General features: G+C 65.8%; 18 protein-coding genes. 11 read left to right on the plus strand and 7 right to left on the minus strand.

Annotated features, from left to right (window positions below):
* Positions 1 to 84: 84 nt before the first annotated feature.
* The 9 genes from H4W01_RS11560 (at position 85) to H4W01_RS11600 (ending at position 7,151) form a co-directional block, all read left to right on the plus strand.
* Positions 85 to 357, plus strand: a complete 273-nt coding sequence (locus tag H4W01_RS11560) for a hypothetical protein (RefSeq protein ID WP_010403576.1) — start codon at positions 85 to 87, stop codon at positions 355 to 357.
* A 12-nt stretch (positions 358 to 369) separates the two neighbouring features.
* Positions 370 to 765, plus strand: coding sequence for an OsmC family protein (locus H4W01_RS11565; RefSeq protein ID WP_209611096.1), 396 nt, complete (start codon positions 370 to 372; stop codon positions 763 to 765).
* 15 nt (positions 766 to 780) lie between these two features.
* Complete coding sequence (locus H4W01_RS11570) at positions 781 to 1,443, plus strand: hydrolase (RefSeq protein WP_209611097.1); 663 nt, start codon at positions 781 to 783, stop codon at positions 1,441 to 1,443.
* 84 nt (positions 1,444 to 1,527) lie between these two features.
* A complete protein-coding gene (locus tag H4W01_RS11575) occupies positions 1,528 to 1,776 on the plus strand; it encodes a XapX domain-containing protein (protein WP_209611098.1) in 249 nt (82 codons plus the stop codon).
* Positions 1,773 to 3,707, plus strand: a complete 1,935-nt coding sequence (locus tag H4W01_RS11580) for an amidohydrolase (protein WP_435804043.1) — start codon at positions 1,773 to 1,775, stop codon at positions 3,705 to 3,707. The genes H4W01_RS11575 and H4W01_RS11580 overlap by 4 nt, the downstream gene beginning before the upstream one ends.
* Before the next feature lie 23 nt (positions 3,708 to 3,730).
* Entirely contained in the window at positions 3,731 to 4,627 is an 897-nt protein-coding gene (locus H4W01_RS11585) for a glyoxalase (protein ID WP_209611099.1), read from the plus strand.
* Positions 4,624 to 5,040, plus strand: a complete 417-nt coding sequence (locus H4W01_RS11590; RefSeq protein ID WP_209611100.1) for a DoxX family protein — start codon at positions 4,624 to 4,626, stop codon at positions 5,038 to 5,040. Before H4W01_RS11585 ends, H4W01_RS11590 begins: the two co-directional genes overlap by 4 nt.
* Before the next feature lies 1 nt (position 5,041).
* A complete protein-coding gene (locus tag H4W01_RS11595) occupies positions 5,042 to 6,436 on the plus strand; it encodes an alginate export family protein (protein ID WP_334685244.1) in 1,395 nt (464 codons plus the stop codon).
* A 13-nt stretch (positions 6,437 to 6,449) separates the two neighbouring features.
* Positions 6,450 to 7,151 carry a YoaK family protein gene (locus H4W01_RS11600; RefSeq protein ID WP_209611101.1) on the plus strand — a complete coding sequence of 234 codons (702 nt, stop codon included), beginning with the start codon at positions 6,450 to 6,452 and terminating at the stop codon, positions 7,149 to 7,151.
* A 7-nt stretch (positions 7,152 to 7,158) separates the two neighbouring features.
* Here the strand turns inward: H4W01_RS11600 and H4W01_RS11605 are convergent, their stop codons facing one another.
* Positions 7,159 to 8,088, minus strand: a complete 930-nt coding sequence (locus H4W01_RS11605) for a LysR family transcriptional regulator (protein ID WP_209611102.1) — start codon at positions 8,086 to 8,088, stop codon at positions 7,159 to 7,161.
* Between the two features lie 127 nt (positions 8,089 to 8,215).
* On the opposite strand from H4W01_RS11605, the gene H4W01_RS11610 reads away from it, so the two are divergent.
* Complete coding sequence (locus H4W01_RS11610) at positions 8,216 to 8,914, plus strand: pirin family protein (protein WP_209611103.1); 699 nt, start codon at positions 8,216 to 8,218, stop codon at positions 8,912 to 8,914.
* A gap of 47 nt (positions 8,915 to 8,961) precedes the next feature.
* Here H4W01_RS11610 and H4W01_RS11615 read toward each other — a convergent pair whose 3' ends face one another.
* The 6 genes from H4W01_RS11615 to H4W01_RS11640 form a co-directional block, all read right to left on the minus strand.
* Positions 8,962 to 9,783 carry a TorF family putative porin gene (locus tag H4W01_RS11615; protein ID WP_209611104.1) on the minus strand — a complete coding sequence of 274 codons (822 nt, stop codon included), beginning with the start codon at positions 9,781 to 9,783 and terminating at the stop codon, positions 8,962 to 8,964.
* Between the two features lie 181 nt (positions 9,784 to 9,964).
* Positions 9,965 to 11,482 carry a SulP family inorganic anion transporter gene (locus H4W01_RS11620; protein WP_209611105.1) on the minus strand — a complete coding sequence of 506 codons (1,518 nt, stop codon included), beginning with the start codon at positions 11,480 to 11,482 and terminating at the stop codon, positions 9,965 to 9,967.
* Positions 11,479 to 12,174: a carbonic anhydrase gene (locus tag H4W01_RS11625; protein WP_010403597.1), complete on the minus strand. Its 696-nt coding sequence runs from the start codon at positions 12,172 to 12,174 to the stop codon at positions 11,479 to 11,481. Before H4W01_RS11625 ends, H4W01_RS11620 begins: the two co-directional genes overlap by 4 nt.
* A 107-nt stretch (positions 12,175 to 12,281) precedes the next feature.
* Positions 12,282 to 13,586 (minus strand): ATP-binding protein, encoded by a 1,305-nt coding sequence (locus tag H4W01_RS11630; RefSeq protein WP_209611106.1) that lies wholly within the window; start codon positions 13,584 to 13,586, stop codon positions 12,282 to 12,284.
* On the minus strand, positions 13,583 to 14,296 hold the full coding sequence (locus tag H4W01_RS11635) for a response regulator (RefSeq protein WP_209611107.1): 714 nt from the start codon (positions 14,294 to 14,296) through the stop codon (positions 13,583 to 13,585). The genes H4W01_RS11630 and H4W01_RS11635 overlap by 4 nt, the downstream gene beginning before the upstream one ends.
* 226 nt (positions 14,297 to 14,522) lie before the next feature.
* Entirely contained in the window at positions 14,523 to 15,341 is an 819-nt protein-coding gene (locus H4W01_RS11640) for a lectin OAA family protein (RefSeq protein ID WP_209611108.1), read from the minus strand.
* Positions 15,342 to 15,861: 520 nt separating this feature from the next.
* Here H4W01_RS11640 and H4W01_RS11645 point away from each other — a divergent pair.
* On the plus strand, positions 15,862 to 16,122 hold the full coding sequence (locus H4W01_RS11645) for a hypothetical protein (protein ID WP_209611109.1): 261 nt from the start codon (positions 15,862 to 15,864) through the stop codon (positions 16,120 to 16,122).
* Positions 16,123 to 16,152: the final 30 nt, after the last annotated feature.

Here is a 16,152-nt window from a genome sequence, read left to right on the forward strand (position 1 = left end):
TTGGAACGTTCCGACCGATTTTATGCAGCTACCTTCGACATGCCGAATTCGTCATCTCTTGCCGGGTCGCAACAGGAGGTTCCGATGTCATCCCAATTTCCACCGCCCGTCCTCAACGCTCGTGAATGGTCCGCCGTCGCCAATGCGCTGCGCGAGGCCGATGCCTGCGGGTGTGCGCCGCACTTCTTCCGCAAGCGCGACGCCGAGATCGCACCCGATCCGCGCCGCGAGGCGGTCCGCCGCTTCGTCTGCACGACACGCCGCCGCCGCGCCCCCGCGCGCGATTTGGCCGATGGCCTGACCTCGCATGGCTTCAATCCGGCGCAGATCGACGCGATCGCGCTGCTGTCGCTCTGAAAGGATCGCAGCATGGCCAAAGCCACCGCCCGGATCGGCACCGAATTCTATCGCACCGAAATCACCACCGGCCATCACACGCTGATTGCCGATGAACCCGCCAGCCGTGGCGGCGCGGACGCTGGCCCCGCACCATATGATCTGCTGCTGTCGGCCTTGGGGGCGTGCACCGCGATCACGTTGCGCCTGTATGCCGACCGCAAGGGCTGGTCGATCGAGACGCTCGACGTCGCACTCCGCCTGGTCGGCAGCGCCGATGGCAACCGGATCGAACGGGTGCTGACCATCGTCGGCCCCGATGCCGCCGCTCAAGCCCGCCTGGCCGAGATTGCCGAGCGCACCCCCGTCACGCTGACGCTGAAAAGCGGCATCGCCATCCACACCACGCTTTCCACCCCAGCATTGTAAGAAAGGCACCGCCCCATGACGATCACCGCCACCGCCACTCCCGGAAAATCGCTGATTTCGCCGACCGACCACACGCTCGTGCTGATCGACTTCCAGTCGCAAATGGCCTTCGCCACCAAATCGATTGCGGCGGAAGTGCTGCGCAACAATGCCGCGCTGATCAGCCAGGCGGCCAAAGCGTTCGACGTGTCGACCATCCTCACCACGGTTGCCGAGAAGAGCTTCTCCGGCCCGATGTTCGACGAGATCAAGGAAGCGTTCCCCGGCCAGACGATGCTCGATCGCACCAGCATGAACAGCTGGGAAGACGCCGCCGTGATCGACGAAGTCAACCGCATCGGAAAGACGCGGATCGTGTTCGCGGGGCTGTGGACCAGCGTTTGCATCGTCGGCCCCGTCGCCTCGGCGATCGACCAGGGGTTTGACGCCTATTTCATCGCCGATGCGTGCGGCGACATTTCGCCCGAAGCGCATGAGCGCGCGGTGCAGCGGATGCTCCAGCTGGGTGCCACGCCGATGACGGCGCTGCAATATCTGCTCGAACTGCAGCGCGATTGGGCACGCGGCGAAACCTATGAATCGACCACTGGCATCGCCCGCAAATGGGGCGGCGCCTATGGCCTCGGCGTCACCTACGCCAAAACCATGTTCGGGGCTTCCGAAGGCCAGCACGGCTGAGGAGGGCGCGTCGGGGCGGGCGTTCCCAGCCCCCCGCCCGCCCCGGTGCTGCACGCTCTACCGCTCCAGCAGGAAGTGACCCAAATGAAGCCATATCTCATCTCGCTCGCCGTCGGCTTGCTGGTTGGGCTGATCTACAGCCTGCTCGGGGTGCGCTCGCCCGCACCGCCCGCCATCGCGTTGGTCGGGCTGCTTGGCATCCTTGTCGGCGAACAAATGATCCCGCTCGTCAAGCGCGTCAGTTCGGGCGAAGCGGTTGCCTTCCTGCGCGCCGAAGCGGCCGAACATGTCTTTGGCCGCCTGCCCGGCGACCACCCCGACAAGGACGCATGAGCGGCATTACCCGCCGCCAGACGATCGCCGGGGCGGCGATCGGCACCTTGGCCGCCCCGCTTTTCGCAAGGATTTTGCCCATGCCCGCCACCGATCTCATTATCGTCAACGCCAAGGTGACGACGCTCGACCGCGCCAACCCGCAAGCGCAGGCGATCGCGATCCGCGACGGGCGCTTTCTCGCGGTCGGCAGCGAAGCGGAGGCGCGCGCCGCCGCCCCGCAGGCGAGCGTGATCGATGCCAAGGGCCGCCGCATCATCCCCGGCCTGATCGACAGCCACATGCACATCATCCGGGGCGGGCTGAACTATAATATGGAGCTGCGCTGGGATGGCGTGCCGAGCCTTGCCGATGCGCTCGCCATGCTCAAGCGCCAGGTCGACATCACCCCCGCCCCGCAATGGGTACGCGTGGTCGGTGGCTTTACCGAGCATCAATTCGCCGAAAAGCGCTTGCCGACGATCGCCGAACTGAACGCGATCGCGCCCGATACGCCGGTGTTCATCCTGCATCTGTACGACCGCGCGCTGCTCAACGCCGCAGCCTTGCGCGTCGTCGGCTATACCAAGGACACGCCCAACCCGCCGGGCGGAGAGATCGTGCGCGATGCGGCGGGCAACCCGACCGGCCTGTTGCTGGCGCAGCCCAATGCGACGATCCTCTATTCGACGCTCGCCAAGGGCCCCAAGCTGCCGCCCGACTATCAGCTCAATTCGACGCGCCACTTCATGCGCGAGATGAACAGCCTCGGCGTCACCGGCGTGATCGACGCGGGCGGCGGCTTCCAGAACTATCCCGATGATTATGCGATCATCGAGCAATTGCACGCCCAAGACCAACTAACCGTGCGCATCAGCTACAATCTGTTCACGCAGAAGCCCAGGGAAGAACTGGCCGATTTCAGCGGCTGGGTAAAGCAGGTGACGCCCGGCCAGGGCGACGACACGTATCGCCACAATGGCGCGGGCGAGATGCTGGTCTATTCCGCCGCCGATTTCGAGGATTTCCGCGTCGAACGCCCCGACATGCCGCCCAGCATGGAAAGCGACCTCGAACCCGTCATCCGCTTGCTCGCCGAGCACAAATGGCCGTGGCGGCTGCACGCCACCTATGACCAGACGATCGGCCGGGCGCTCGATGTGTATGAGAAGGTCGCGCGCGATATTCCCTTTACCGGGATCAACTGGTTCTTCGACCATTGCGAAACGATCAGCGACCGCAATATCGACCGCATCGCGGCGCTCGGCGGCGGCATCGCGATCCAGCATCGCATGGCCTATCAGGGCGAATATTTCGTCGAACGCTATGGCGCAAAGGCCGCGGAGCGCACCCCGCCGATCGCCAAGATGATGGCGGCGGGCTTGCCAGTCGGCGCGGGCACCGATGCAACGCGCGTCGCCAGCTACAACCCCTGGGTGTCGCTCAACTGGCTGGTGACGGGCAAGACCGTCGGCGGCCTCGGCCTCTATCCCGGCGTCAACCGCCTGAGCCGCGAAAAGGCGCTGCGGCTGTGGACGCATGAAAACACCTGGTTCTCGAACGAAGTCGGCAAAAAGGGGCAGATCAAGGTCGGCCAGCTCGCCGATCTCGCGGTGCTGTCCGCCGATTATTTCAGCGTGGCCGAAAGCGAGATCCCGCATTTGCGATCGGTGCTGACGGTGCTGGGCGGCGCGGTGGTCTATGGCGAGGGCGATTATGCGCCGCTCGCGCCGGCCTTGCCCAAGCCGATGCCCGATTGGTCCCCGGTCGCGACCTTTGGCGGCTATCACCGCACCCCCGAGACCGCCGCCAAGCTGGCGAGCGCCTGTGGCTGCGCGAGCGACTGCGCGGTCCACGGCCACGACCATGCCGCAGCCCTCGCCACCAGCGCCCCCGCCGCCGACGTCCAGACCTTCTGGGGCGCGTTCGGCTGCGGCTGCTGGGCCGTCTGATGCTTTCCCCACGGAGACACGCTATGAAACGCCTGCCGCTCTTCCTCGCCGCGCTGATGCTCGGCGCCGCCCCGATCGCCCCTGCGCTCGCGCGCGAAGCGGTTACCGCCGATTATGCCGTCGGCCCGCAATATGACACCACGCACGTCTATGTCGCGCCCGAGGATTTCGACCGCTTCGTCACCAGCCTGATCGCGACCTTCGGCGGCACCACGACCAAGAAGGGCGCGTTTCAGGTCACCCCGACGACGAGCAAGACCTGGTCGCAACTGGTGCTGACCCAGGCGGGTTCGGTGTCGGTGTTCGGCTTCACGACCCCCATCCCCTACCCGTTCGGGGTCGAGCGCAACGGCTATCTGGTCAGCGACATGGATGCGGCGGTCGACGCGGCGGTGGCAGCGGGCGCGGCGCGGCTGATCACCACCTTCCCCGATCCGATCGGGCGCGATGTCGTCGTGCAATGGCCGGGCGGGGTGAACATGCAGCTCTATTGGCACACCACCAAGCCCACTTATCCCGCGCTCGCGACCGTGCCCGAAAACCGCGTCTATCTGACCGCCGACCGCGCCGATGCCTTCGTCAAAAGCTGGACCCGCTTCGCCCACGCAAAAACGCTGTCGGATGACAAGGCCGCACCCGGCGTCGAGATCGGCCAGCCGGGCACGGCCTATCGCCGCATTCGCCTGACCTCGGGCTATGGTGCCATGACGGTGATGGTCTCCAACGGCCAATTGCCCTGGCCCTATGGCCGCGACCTGACCGGCTATGCCGTAACCGACCTTCCCGCCACGCTTGCTAAGGCGCAGGCGGCGGGCGTCGAGACGCTGGTCCCGGCGCACACCGAAGCCGATCGCCAATCGGCAATCGTGCGCTTCCCCGGCGGCTATATCGCCGAGATTCACAGCCCGGTCGCGCCGTGACCGGGCACGAAACCCCGCGCTTCGTCGCCGCGATCCTCGATTGGCCGCCGACCTGGTTCGTCGTGCGGCTGGCGTTGCTCAGCGCCTATCTCATCGGCGGGGTGACCAAGCTCGGCAACTGGCCCTCGGCGGTGGCGGAGCAAGTGCATTTCGGGGTGCATCCACCCGAACTGACCGCGGCGCTGACGCTGCTGGTCGAACTGGTCGGATCGGTGCTGATCCTGTGGGGGCGCTACGTCTGGCTGGCGGCGGGCGCGCTGGGCGTGTTCACCTTGCTCACCGCGTTCATCGCCAGCCCGTTCTGGGCGCTGCAGGGGCAAGCGCGCTTCATCGCGACCAACGACTTTTTCGAACATCTGGGTCTCGTCGCCGCGTTCGTGATGGTGGCAATGGTCGCGGCGCGGCGGCGCTGAGGTGCGCCGCGCGGTTCTTCTGGCAACGCTCGTCACCGCCAGCCCAGCCATGGCGCAATCGAGCGACGCCTGGAAACCGCCGACGCTGACGACGACGCGCTATGACGAAGATTGGTCGACGCTCGCCGACCCCACCCAGCGCACCGGCCACTGGACCGAGCCGTTCACCTACATCCCGATCGGCACCGACAGCTATCTCTCGACCGGCCTGGAACTGCGGCTGCGCAACGAGAAGTATCACAACGGTCTGTGGGGCGGCGGCGCGGCGCCCAATGACGGTTATCTGTGGCTGCGCGCCATGCCTTATGCCGATCTGCATGTCGGCCGCGTCCGCGCCTTTGTCGAGCCGATCGCGGCCTATGCAATCGGTGTGCGCCCGAGCAACTCGCCGATCGACCAGACCCGCGTTGATCTGCTGCAGGGCTTTGTCGATGTGCGGCTGGGCGACGCGCATACCGGCGAGCAGGATGCGACCGGCCTCACGCTGCGCGCCGGGCGGCAGATGCTGTCGCTCGGCACCGAGCGGCTGGTCGGCACGCGCTATGGCCCCAATGTGCCGCTCGCCTTTGATGGGGTTCGCGCGCTCGCCTCACTCGGCGGCGCGACCCTCAGCCTGATCGCAGCGCGCCCGGTCGAGCCGGGTCTCGGCAGCTTCGACGATCGCCGTTCGCGCACCCGCACGCTGTGGGGGGCTTACGGCGCGGTCAAGCGCGCGCGCAGCGGGGTCGACCTTTATTATCTCGGCTATCGCAACACACAGGCAAGCTTCGGCGGCGTGAAGGCGCGCGAACTGCGCCACAGCGTCGGCGCGCGCTGGTTCGGGGACGTCAGCACCTGGCATTGGAATATCGAAGGCGTCGCGCAATTCGGCCGCTTCGCGGGCGGGTCGATCGGCGCGTGGACGCTCGGCAGCGAAGTCGGGCGGCACTTCCCCAAGGCCCGCTTCGCCCCCGATCTGCAACTGCGCCTCGACTACGCCAGTGGTGACGGCAAAGCGGGCGACCACCACCTCGGCACCTTCAACGCGCTCTTCCCCAAGGGCAAATATTTCGGCGAGCTGTCGCCGGTCGGCCCCTACAATCTCATCAATCTCAACCCGCAAGTGTCCGGCACATTTGGCAACGGTGTCACGGCGAGCCTAGCCGGCATGGCCTATTGGCGCGCGTCGCTGGCGGATGGGGTCTATGACATCCCCGGCCATTTGCTCCGCGCCTCCGGTGCATCGCGCGCGCGCTTCATCGGCAAGGAGATCGAAGCGACGGTTGCATGGCAGGCGACGCGCGAACTCAGCTTTTCGGCCTCGCTCTCCGCCTTCGCGCCGGGCAATTTCATCCGCGAGACCGGCCCTGCCCGCACGATCACGATGCTCGGCCTCGAAAGCGACTTCCGTTTCTGAAAGGACCCCGACCATGGCCGCCCCCACCCCGCCTCAACCTGCATTGTTGCCGCCGCTTTTGCTTCTGCTCTCGGTCACCACCGGGCTGGTCGATGCGACCAGCGTGCTTGGCCTGGGCAAGGTGTTCACCGCCAACATGACCGGGAACATCGTATTTCTCGGCTTTGCGGCGGTTGGGACGCCGGGCTTCACCATCGCGCCTTATGTCATTGCGATCGCCACCTTCATGCTCGGCGCGTTCGTCGCCGGGCGAACGGGGCGTTTCCATACCAACCGCCCGCTGCGCCACTGGCTGCTGTGGTCGGCGTTGATCGAGGCGGTGTTATTGTGGGCCGCAGCGGTGGTCGCCATTGGCTTCGATCCGGCGAGCCTGATGCCCGAATGGAAGCTGTTCATGATCATCGCGCTGACGGCGGTGGCAATGGGCTATCGCAACGCCACGATCCGCCAGTTGAAGGTGCCCGACCTGACGACCACCGTGCTGACGCTGACGATCACCGGCCTCGCCGCCGATTCGACCCTGGCAGGCGGCAGCAACCCCAATTGGGCGCGGCGGATCGCGGCGGTGGTGGCGATCTTGCTGGGCGCGGCGCTCGGAGCGGTGTTGGTGCGCTATGGTCTGGCGGTGCCGCTGGCGGTGGCAGGGGCGCTGATCCTGGGCGGCACGATTGCCTGCACGCTGCACGAAGACGCGGGCAAGCCTCTCGGCGCGTAAGCCGCGCTCACACGTCGGGAACGCCTGGAACCTCCGCATCCTCGCGGCCCTGCGCGACGAACTGGTCCAGCAGCCAGGACGCCGCCGGGCCGGGCGGCACGTCGCGCCGCCAGATGCCGGAGAAGCGATAAATCCCCCCCGGCTGTTCGGGCATGGCCAGTCGCACCAGCGTGCCCGCCACCAGATCGCCCGCGATCAGCGGCAGCGGCATATTGCCCCAGCCAATCCCCTCGCGCAGCAATTCGTGCTTGGCCCCCAGATCGGCCAGCCGCCAGGTGCGCGGGCTCATCACCGCAAAGTCGCGCCCGTCGGTCAAAGGCGAGCGATCGGTCAGCACCAATTGCACGAAATCGCGCCCGGCACCGGGCGGGATCGGCGTCATCCGCGCGAGCGGATGGTCAGGCGCGGCGACCGGCACCATCTGCACCGATCCCGCCGTCACCGATTCGATCCCCACGCGCCCCGTCGCCAGCGGCCCGGAGATGCCGACCACCGCTTCCCCGTCCTGCACCAAAGCGACCACTGCCCCCAATGCCTCGACATGCAAGCGCAGCGTGACCGTGGGGTAAGCGGCAGCGAAGGCGCGCAACACCTTTCCCAGCCGCTGCGCGGGCAGCATCACGTCGACCGCGAGATGCACCTCCGCTTCCAGCCCGTCGAGCAGCCCCTTCACCTTGGCGCGCAACCCATCGATGCCCTGCGCCACGCTGCGCACCTCGGCCAGCACCGCCCGCCCCGCCTCGGTCAACTTGGGCTTGCGCGTGCCTTCGCGGTCGAACAGCGACACGCCGAGCTGCGCCTCAAGATTGGCGATCCCGTAGCTGATCACGGACACCGCGCGGTTGAGCTTGCGCCCGGCGGCAGCAAAGCTGCCGGTATCGACCACCGCCAGGAAGACGCGGAGCTGGTCCAGGGTTGGCGTGCCGGGATTGTGCATTTCAACTTTCTCGAACGTTTGGATATGTTTTATCTGACTGAACACCGAAGTCGAGACGCTCTATCTCCCGCTCATCGACGGACGGACCGGCACCCTGCCAGTCCCCCGCAGCACAGGAGTTTGCACCATGATCGACCTTCGCCCTTATGCCAGCCTCGGCGGTGCCAATCACGGTTGGCTCGACGCCAAGCACCATTTCTCCTTCGCCAATTATTATGACCCTGCGCGCACCAATTGGGGCAATTTGCGGGTGTGGAATGACGACACGATCGCACCGCAAACGGGCTTCCCGCCGCATCCGCACCGCGACATGGAGATCATCACCTATGTCCGCGAAGGCGCGATCACGCATCAGGACAATCTCGGCAATCTCGGCCGCACCGAGGCGGGCGATGTGCAGGTGATGAGTGCCGGCACCGGTATCACCCATTCCGAATATAATAAGGAGGATATCACCACCAGGATCTTCCAGATCTGGATTCAGCCGACGCGCGGTGGCGAGAAGCCAAGCTGGGGTGCCCGCCCCTTCCCCAAGGGCGATCGCGCCGGACAGTTCGTGGTGCTGGCCAGCGGCTTTGCCGAGGATGGCGATGCGCTGCCGATCCGCACCGATGCCCGCGTCGTCGGCGCATCGTTGAAGGCCGGCGAAACCGCTGAATATCCGCTCGGCATGGATCGGCGCGGCTATCTCGTCCCCGCCACCGGTGCGATCGAAATCAACGGCCTGCGCGTCAATGCTCGCGACGGTGCCGCGATCCGCGATGAAGCCGTGCTGCGGGTGACGGCGATCGAGGATAGCGAGATCGTGCTGGTCGACGCCGCCTGAGGAAAAAGGACCGCCGGGGTTGCTGCCCCGGCGGCCATAATCCATCGTCAGAAGGCGGCGGAAACGCTGAACACCACCTTGCTGCCCGCGATCGACGATCCGTTCTTGGTCGAAGAGAAGTTGGGCAGCAAATAGGCCGATTTGGCGCGGCTGATGTCGGTGTCGACATAAGCGACGCCGAGCGTCACTGGCCCCACCACATAATCGACCCCCAGCAGCCAATCCCAATAACTCCCCGTCGGCGCGACGCTGGTGCCATTCGGCCCCAGCCCCGGATTGCCCTTGGAATAGCCGAGATGCGCCTTGGCGGTGACGGGCGTGCCCGGAATGCCCGCGCTGCCATCGCCCCACAGATAGAGATTGTCCTGGGATTGCCCGCGGCTTTCCGCGGTGTTGGAGAAATTGCCCAGCGCCTTTTGCTTGGGCGCATAGGCGACACCCGCCAGCAAGGTTGCAGGACCAAGCGTGCCGCTCATTTTGACATAGGGTTCGGCAAAATCGGTCAGATCGGCGCCGCCCGGATACATATACCAGGTCAGCCCGACATCGACCGTGCCGCCAGCGAGCGCATGTTTATATCCGCCAACCAGATCGAGCTCGAGATTGGCACCGCCAAAGGTGCCCCAGCCGGCCAGGTTGGAGGCCCAGGTGCTGGCATAAAGCCCGCTTTCGTGGGTGACGGTAATGCCGCCCTGCAGCGCGAACTGCTTGTCCGATTGGGAGACGCCCCGGAACCGATAGTCCGAGACGAGCGCGACACTCCCCGACACCTTGAATGGTGGCGGTGGCGCGGTGTCGCCGCCACTCTCCTGCGCAAAAGCGGGCAGCGGCGTAAGGCACAAGAGCGTGGCGAGCACGTAACGTTTCATGGGACCCCCTTCATGATAAAGATCATGCGTTGACTGGGTTCCCGCCTGCGCCCCGGTCCGCCGCTCCTCTCATCGCGATTGGGGGTGCGACGGGGAGCGGTCGGTTCGGGGAAGTCATTGTGTATCCGGGCGGCACTGCACGCCCCTTGCCGCTTTGTAACAAAGCGTTGCTGGCGGCGGATCAGGCCGCCATCGCCGCCAGCTCGCCAGAGGCACCGGTCAGCTCGACCGGGTGGCCCGCCGCGCGACGGCGCGCCAGCCATTCCTTGATCAGCTCGGCGCAGGTGTGGTCGACCTTGGTCAGCCGCGACACATCGAGGCGCGTCGGCCCATCCATCGGCAGCGCATCCAGCGTGTCCGACAATTTGGGCAAGGTCACGAAGGTCGCGCTGCCCGCCAGCGCCATGTCGCGCCCTTGCGCCGCATCGGGCATTTCGACCTTCAGGCGCAGGCGGCGCACATGCGGTGCCAGTTCCAGCAGCGAGAGCGCAATGCCGACCAGCACGCCGGTCAACAGGTCCTCGACCACCACCACGACCAGCGTCACCGCCCAGATCAGCGCCGGCAACACGCCATAACTGTGGAACAAGTGACGGACATGCGCGACGCTGACGAGCCGCACCCCGGTCACCACCAGGATCGCACCCAGGGCGGCCATCGGAATTTCGCGCAGCAGCCACGGCAGCAACGCGACGAAGCCGAGGATCCACACGCCATGCAGCATCGCCGAAAGCCGCGTGGTCGCGCCCGCCTGCACATTGGCCGAACTGCGCACGATCACGCCGGTCATCGGCAAGGCACCCGCCACGCCGCACAGCAAATTGCCGATGCCCTGCGCGCGCAATTCCTTATTGTAATCGGTGCGCACGCCATCGTGCATCCGGTCGACCGCCGCTGCCGACAGCAGCGTTTCCGCGCTGGCGATAAAGGCGATGGCGAGGGCTGCGACGATGATCGACGGGTCGATCCACTTGGCCAGGAAATCCGGCCCAGGCAGCGCGACCGCCGCGACGATCGATTGCGGCACATCGACGCGGTCGATGGTGAGGCCCAGGCTGAACGCGACGAGCGTGCCGACCATCACGCCAACCAGAGCGGCGGGCACCTGGCGCAAGGCCGCCGGGCGGAAGCGTTCCCACCCCAGCATCGCCGCGATCGTCAACAGGCCGATCATGAACGCCTGTTCGACGCCCGAGACATTGGTCGCGGACAGGCCGAACAAGCGACCGGGAATGGCGAGCAGATTCTGGATGCCGCTCGGCAAGGGCCGCGCATCGAACAGCACGTGGAACTGACCGACGACGATCAGCACGCCGATACCCGCGAGCATCCCGTGGACGACAGCGGGCGAGATCGCGCGGAACCAGCCGCCGACCTTCAAAATCCCGGCGATGAGCTGGATCAGCCCGGCCAGAATCAGGATCGGCCCCAGCGCCGACAGGCCCTTGTCACGGACCAATTCGAACACGACGACCGCCAGGCCAGCGGCGGGGCCGCTGACCTGCAAGGGAGAACCGGCCAGCGCACCGACGACGATGCCGCCGATAATCCCGGTGATCAGCCCCTTTTCGGGCGGCACGCCCGACGCGATCGCGATGCCCATGCACAAGGGCATCGCCACCAGGAACACGACGATCGATGCGGTGAAATCCCGCGAAGCCACTGCCAGCGTCGGCAATTTGAAACCAGCGAAGCTCACTCGGCCGCCTCCAGATAGGAAACGCCCGAGGCAAGGCGCTGCTGCGCGGGCAAGGCGACCGGCATCGGGCGATCGTCGCGGATCTGCTCGAACCGCCCGGTGCCACCGTCGAGCGCGAACACCGCGCCCTGATGAATGTCGAAGAACCAGCCGTGCAGCGCCAACTCACCGCGCGCAATGCCCGAGGCGACCGCCGGATGCGTGCGCAGATGCGCGATCTGCACCACAACGTTTTCCAACGCGGCAGCACGCACCTGATCATGCCCGTCAAGGTCGGGATAAGCGTCGCTCACCACCGAATGCGCGGCATGGCTATGGCGCAACCACGCCGCGACATTGGGCATGGTTTCCAGCGACGACGGGTTCATCAGCGCCTTCATCGCGCCGCAATCGGAATGGCCGCAAACGATGATGTCGCGCACCCCCAGCGCCATCACCGCATATTCGACCGTCGAGGTGACGCCGCCATTGGCGTTGCTGAACGGGGGGACGATGTTGCCGGCATTGCGGCAGACGAACAGGTCGCCGGGGGCGGCCTGGAGGATTTCTTCGGGCACGACGCGCGAATCCGCGCACGACACGATCAGCGCCTTGGGACGCTGCCCGTTGACGGCGAGGTTGGCGTAGAGCGCGCTTTGATTGGGGAAGACCGACTTTTGAAAGTCGAAGACGCGACCGATCAGCTCGTTCATGAACCTGGCTCCTGCTTGCACCGCGCGGGGGCTGCGCGGGCTTCACAGGATCAGATACGAACTGCGTTTTGCTGCAACGCGGCACTTTTGTAAGGAAGCGTTTCCGATCAACGTGGCAGGCGGATTTCCGCACGCAGGCCGCCTTCGGGCAGATTGGTGAGGCGTAGCGCGCCGCCTTCCAGGTCGACCAGTCGCACCACGATCGCCAGCCCCAGCCCCAGCCCCAGCGTATCGCGCCGACGCGCGGTATCGAGCCGGACGAACGGCTCCAGCACGCTCTGCAAGGCGTCTTCCGGAATACCCGGCCCGTCATCCTCGACCCGCAGCACGACCTCGCCCGGGGTGCTCGACAGCACGATCGTCACGACCGAGCCATGATGCAGCCCATTGTCGATCAGATTGATCAGCGCGCGCTTCATCCCCATCGGGCGAAAGCGGTGCTCGAAATGCGAGGGACCGACATAATGGACCTCGCGGCCATGATCGGCGGCATCGTCGGCCAGCGTCGCGCAGACCACCGCCAGATCGGCCAGCACGGGTTTTTCGGGGTCATCCTCGCCACCGAGAAACGCCAGCAGCGAGGCAACCATCGCGTCCATCTCGGCGACGTCTTCCAGGATCTCGTCGCGCAGCGGCGTCGGCCCCACGCCCTCGGCGCGCAAGCGCAACCGCGCCAGCGGGGTGCGGATGTCATGCCCCACCGCCGCCAGCGCCTGCGTGCGATCCTCGATCAATTGCTGGATGCGGGCCTGCATCCGATTGAAGGCGGTGATGACGCGGCGCACCTCGCCCGGCCCTTCCTCGACCAGCGGGCGCGGCTCGGCGGTGCCGAAGCGGTCCGCCGCATCCGCCAATTGCCGCATCGGGCGCAGCGTCCGCCCGATCAGTGCGCCGCCCAGCACCATCACGCCCCCCGCCACCACAAAGGCGATCAGGATGCGGCTGTACGACTCATCCAGGCTGTCGATCGGCTCGACCGTGCGGAAATGCAGCCAGCTGCCATCGGGCAGCGCACTCGCGCCTGCGACATACGAATCTTCGCCGATCGTATCGAGATGCAGCCGCAAATCGCCCGAGCGCAGCACCGGCTCCCAGCTGAGCACGCGCGCGCGCATCTGCGTGAGCGCGGGGTCGGTCGGCGCGGGCGCAGTGGCGCTCCACGCCATGGTGTAATGCGGGGTCGACAACCGCCGCGCCATCGCCGGGCGGTCGGGCACCGTCGTGTCCATCGTCAGCCGCCGCGCGATCACCAGATGTTCGGCCAGCCGGCGCCCGACATCGTCGCGCACCGAAAACTGGCTGGCGCGCTCATACAGCACCGCGTTCATCGTGAATTCGACCAGCATCGCCAGCAGCAGGATCGCCACAACTCGCCCGATCAGCCCGAGCGAGGGATGCACCAGACGCTTCAAGAACGCTCGACCGTGGTGTTGAACATATAGCCGACGCCGCGCACCGTCACGATCGGCGGGGCGCTGCCCTCGGTCGTGAGCTTGCGGCGCAAGCGGCTGACCAGCACGTCGACGCTGCGATCGGTGCTGTCGCCCATGCGCGTGCGCGACAGTTCGATCAGCCGTTCGCGCGCAATCACACGACCGGAATGGTCGAGCAAGCTGACCAGCAGATCGAACTCCGCCCCGGTCAAATCGACCACCGCGCCGCTCGGTGCCTGTAACTGGCGGCGCGGCAAGCTGACCGTCCAGCCATCGAAACGGCGCACGCCTTCTTCGCGATCCTGCGCGTCGCGCGGCGTCTCGGTCCGGCGCAGCACGGCGCGGATGCGCGCGGTCAGCTCGCGCGTGCCGAACGGCTTGGCGAGATAATCGTCCGCCCCCAGCTCCAGCCCGACCACACGATCGGTCTCGCTCGCGCGCGCGCTGATGAAGATGATCGGGACATTGCTCTTCTGCCGCAGCCGCCGGCACAGCTCGATGCCGTCAGTGCCCGGCAGCATGATATCCAGCAGCACCAGATCGACCGGCCCCGCCTCCATCGCCAGCCACATTTCCGGGGCCGAGCCCGCAGGGCGCACGGTATAGCCATGTTCCTGCAGCGCGCGCGTGGTCAGCGTGCGCAGCGCGGGGTCATCCTCGACCAATACGATGGTGGGGGCAGTCGTCATCGGTAGGGGATCGGCAGAGGGGCGTGGCGGACGGTCATGGGTCCGTTGCGGTAAGGACGTGCTTGCGCAGCGTCAACGGACACGGCGGCCGTAGCGACCCCACCGCGATCCCCAGCAACATTTCGTCACGAAGCAGCCACGTCTTTCCACGATCACGAGCGCGACCGCGAGCCACGCCGCCCGCAATGCGCCGTCCCCCGGTTGCGCCGGGGGACGGCGGGTAGCGTCAGGCGGTCGCGTGGACGTGCGCGACGCTCGGCACCAGCGTCAGGCCGATCGGACCTTCACCGGCATACATCATCGTGCCGGTCAGGCCATTGCCTTCGCCCTTGGCGCTGATCGCGACGACGCCCTGCTTGCCACGGCAGCCGAGCACCCATTCACCGCCCGGATGCCAGGGAGCGTCATTGCCGCCCCATTGGTTCACCACGCTATAGGTGTTGGCCATCGTGCGCGTGCCGCGGAAGCCGATCGGGCCTTCGCCCTTATAGATCATCGTGCCCGTCAGCGTCTTGCCATTGTCATGGCTGGAGACTTCGAGACCGACCACGGGCTGGTCCGGGCGGCAACCCAGCACCCACTGGCCACCCTGATGCCACGGCGCACCGCTGCCACCCCATTGATTGGTGGCGTCGAAAGCGACACCGGGGGATTTCGTCCCCTTCACCCCGATCGGGCCTTCGCCGGCATAGGTCATCGTGCCGGTCACGGTCTGCCCGTCATGCGAGGTCAGATCGAAGGCGACGGCATTCTGGCCATCGCGCGCACCGAGCAGGAACAGGCCCGCATCATGCCAGGGGGCGTCTTTGCCGCCCCATTGGTTTTCGGCATGGTAACAATTTTCGGTGACGCGCGTGGCGCGCAGCCCAATTGGCCCCTCGCCCTGATACGTCATCGTACCGGTGAAGCTCAGTCCGCCATCGCCGGATTGAATATGGAGTGCGATCGGCAGTTGGTCTGCCCGGTTGCCGATGTTGAGTACTCCACCGTCGTGCCACGGCGCGGACGAGCCGCCCCATTGATTTTGGATATTGTAGACGGTCATAGTCGACGTCCTTTCCTAGCGTTACAGTTTTAAAAACGATGTTTACCGTTTTATTTCTATACTACACGCAACATCGCCACGGCCATTTCCATAGCCATGGTATATCAAATATACGATATTTGAAGCGGACTGGCTTGATGACAGATCGAGTCGCTCAAGCCCGGTTTTATTACACCTTTTTTGTCTTTCACTCAAGTTTGTTGTCGGACCTATTGTTGGCCCTATTACGCTATGAACGACCGGTGACAGGGCCAGTCAGCGATCAAGAGCGTCATCGTCGTGATCGATTGAAGGCGCGAGCGGTGGGATCGACCGAACCGCCACTAAGGTGGATTGCCGGCAGCATTTCCTTCTACCCATTGGCGCTGAAACCCAAAGATCGGTGGGATGAACGGTGCATCGCCACCGCACCTTGGCCCGATTATCGCAGATTTAGGTGTATTATTTACATGGCACACTTCTCGCATGGCAGGCGGTGGGGTCGGGGACAAATCCCCGCCCGACCGTCTGGAGACTTGCCATGAGCCTGACCGCCCACCTGATCGCACTCGCCGCCGTGGCCGCATCGCCGCAAGCCGCAGCAGACCGGCGCACCATCACCGAAACCTACCGCGTTACCTACAAAGCGGACCGCGATGTTTATTGCATCCGCGTCTTCGCCGATCCGGCACCCGCCGATCCGCATCCGGGCACCCCGCCCGACCCGTGCCGCTCCCGCGCGGACTGGGCGAAGGACGACATTCACATCAGCGATCCACAGCGTGGGATCGCGCCGTCTTAAACCGGCGCATGGACGATGGTGCGCCCGGTT

This window comes from Sphingomonas sp. PL20 (assembly GCF_017875905.1).
Classification (GTDB): Bacteria; Pseudomonadota; Alphaproteobacteria; order Sphingomonadales; family Sphingomonadaceae; genus Sphingomonas; species Sphingomonas echinoides.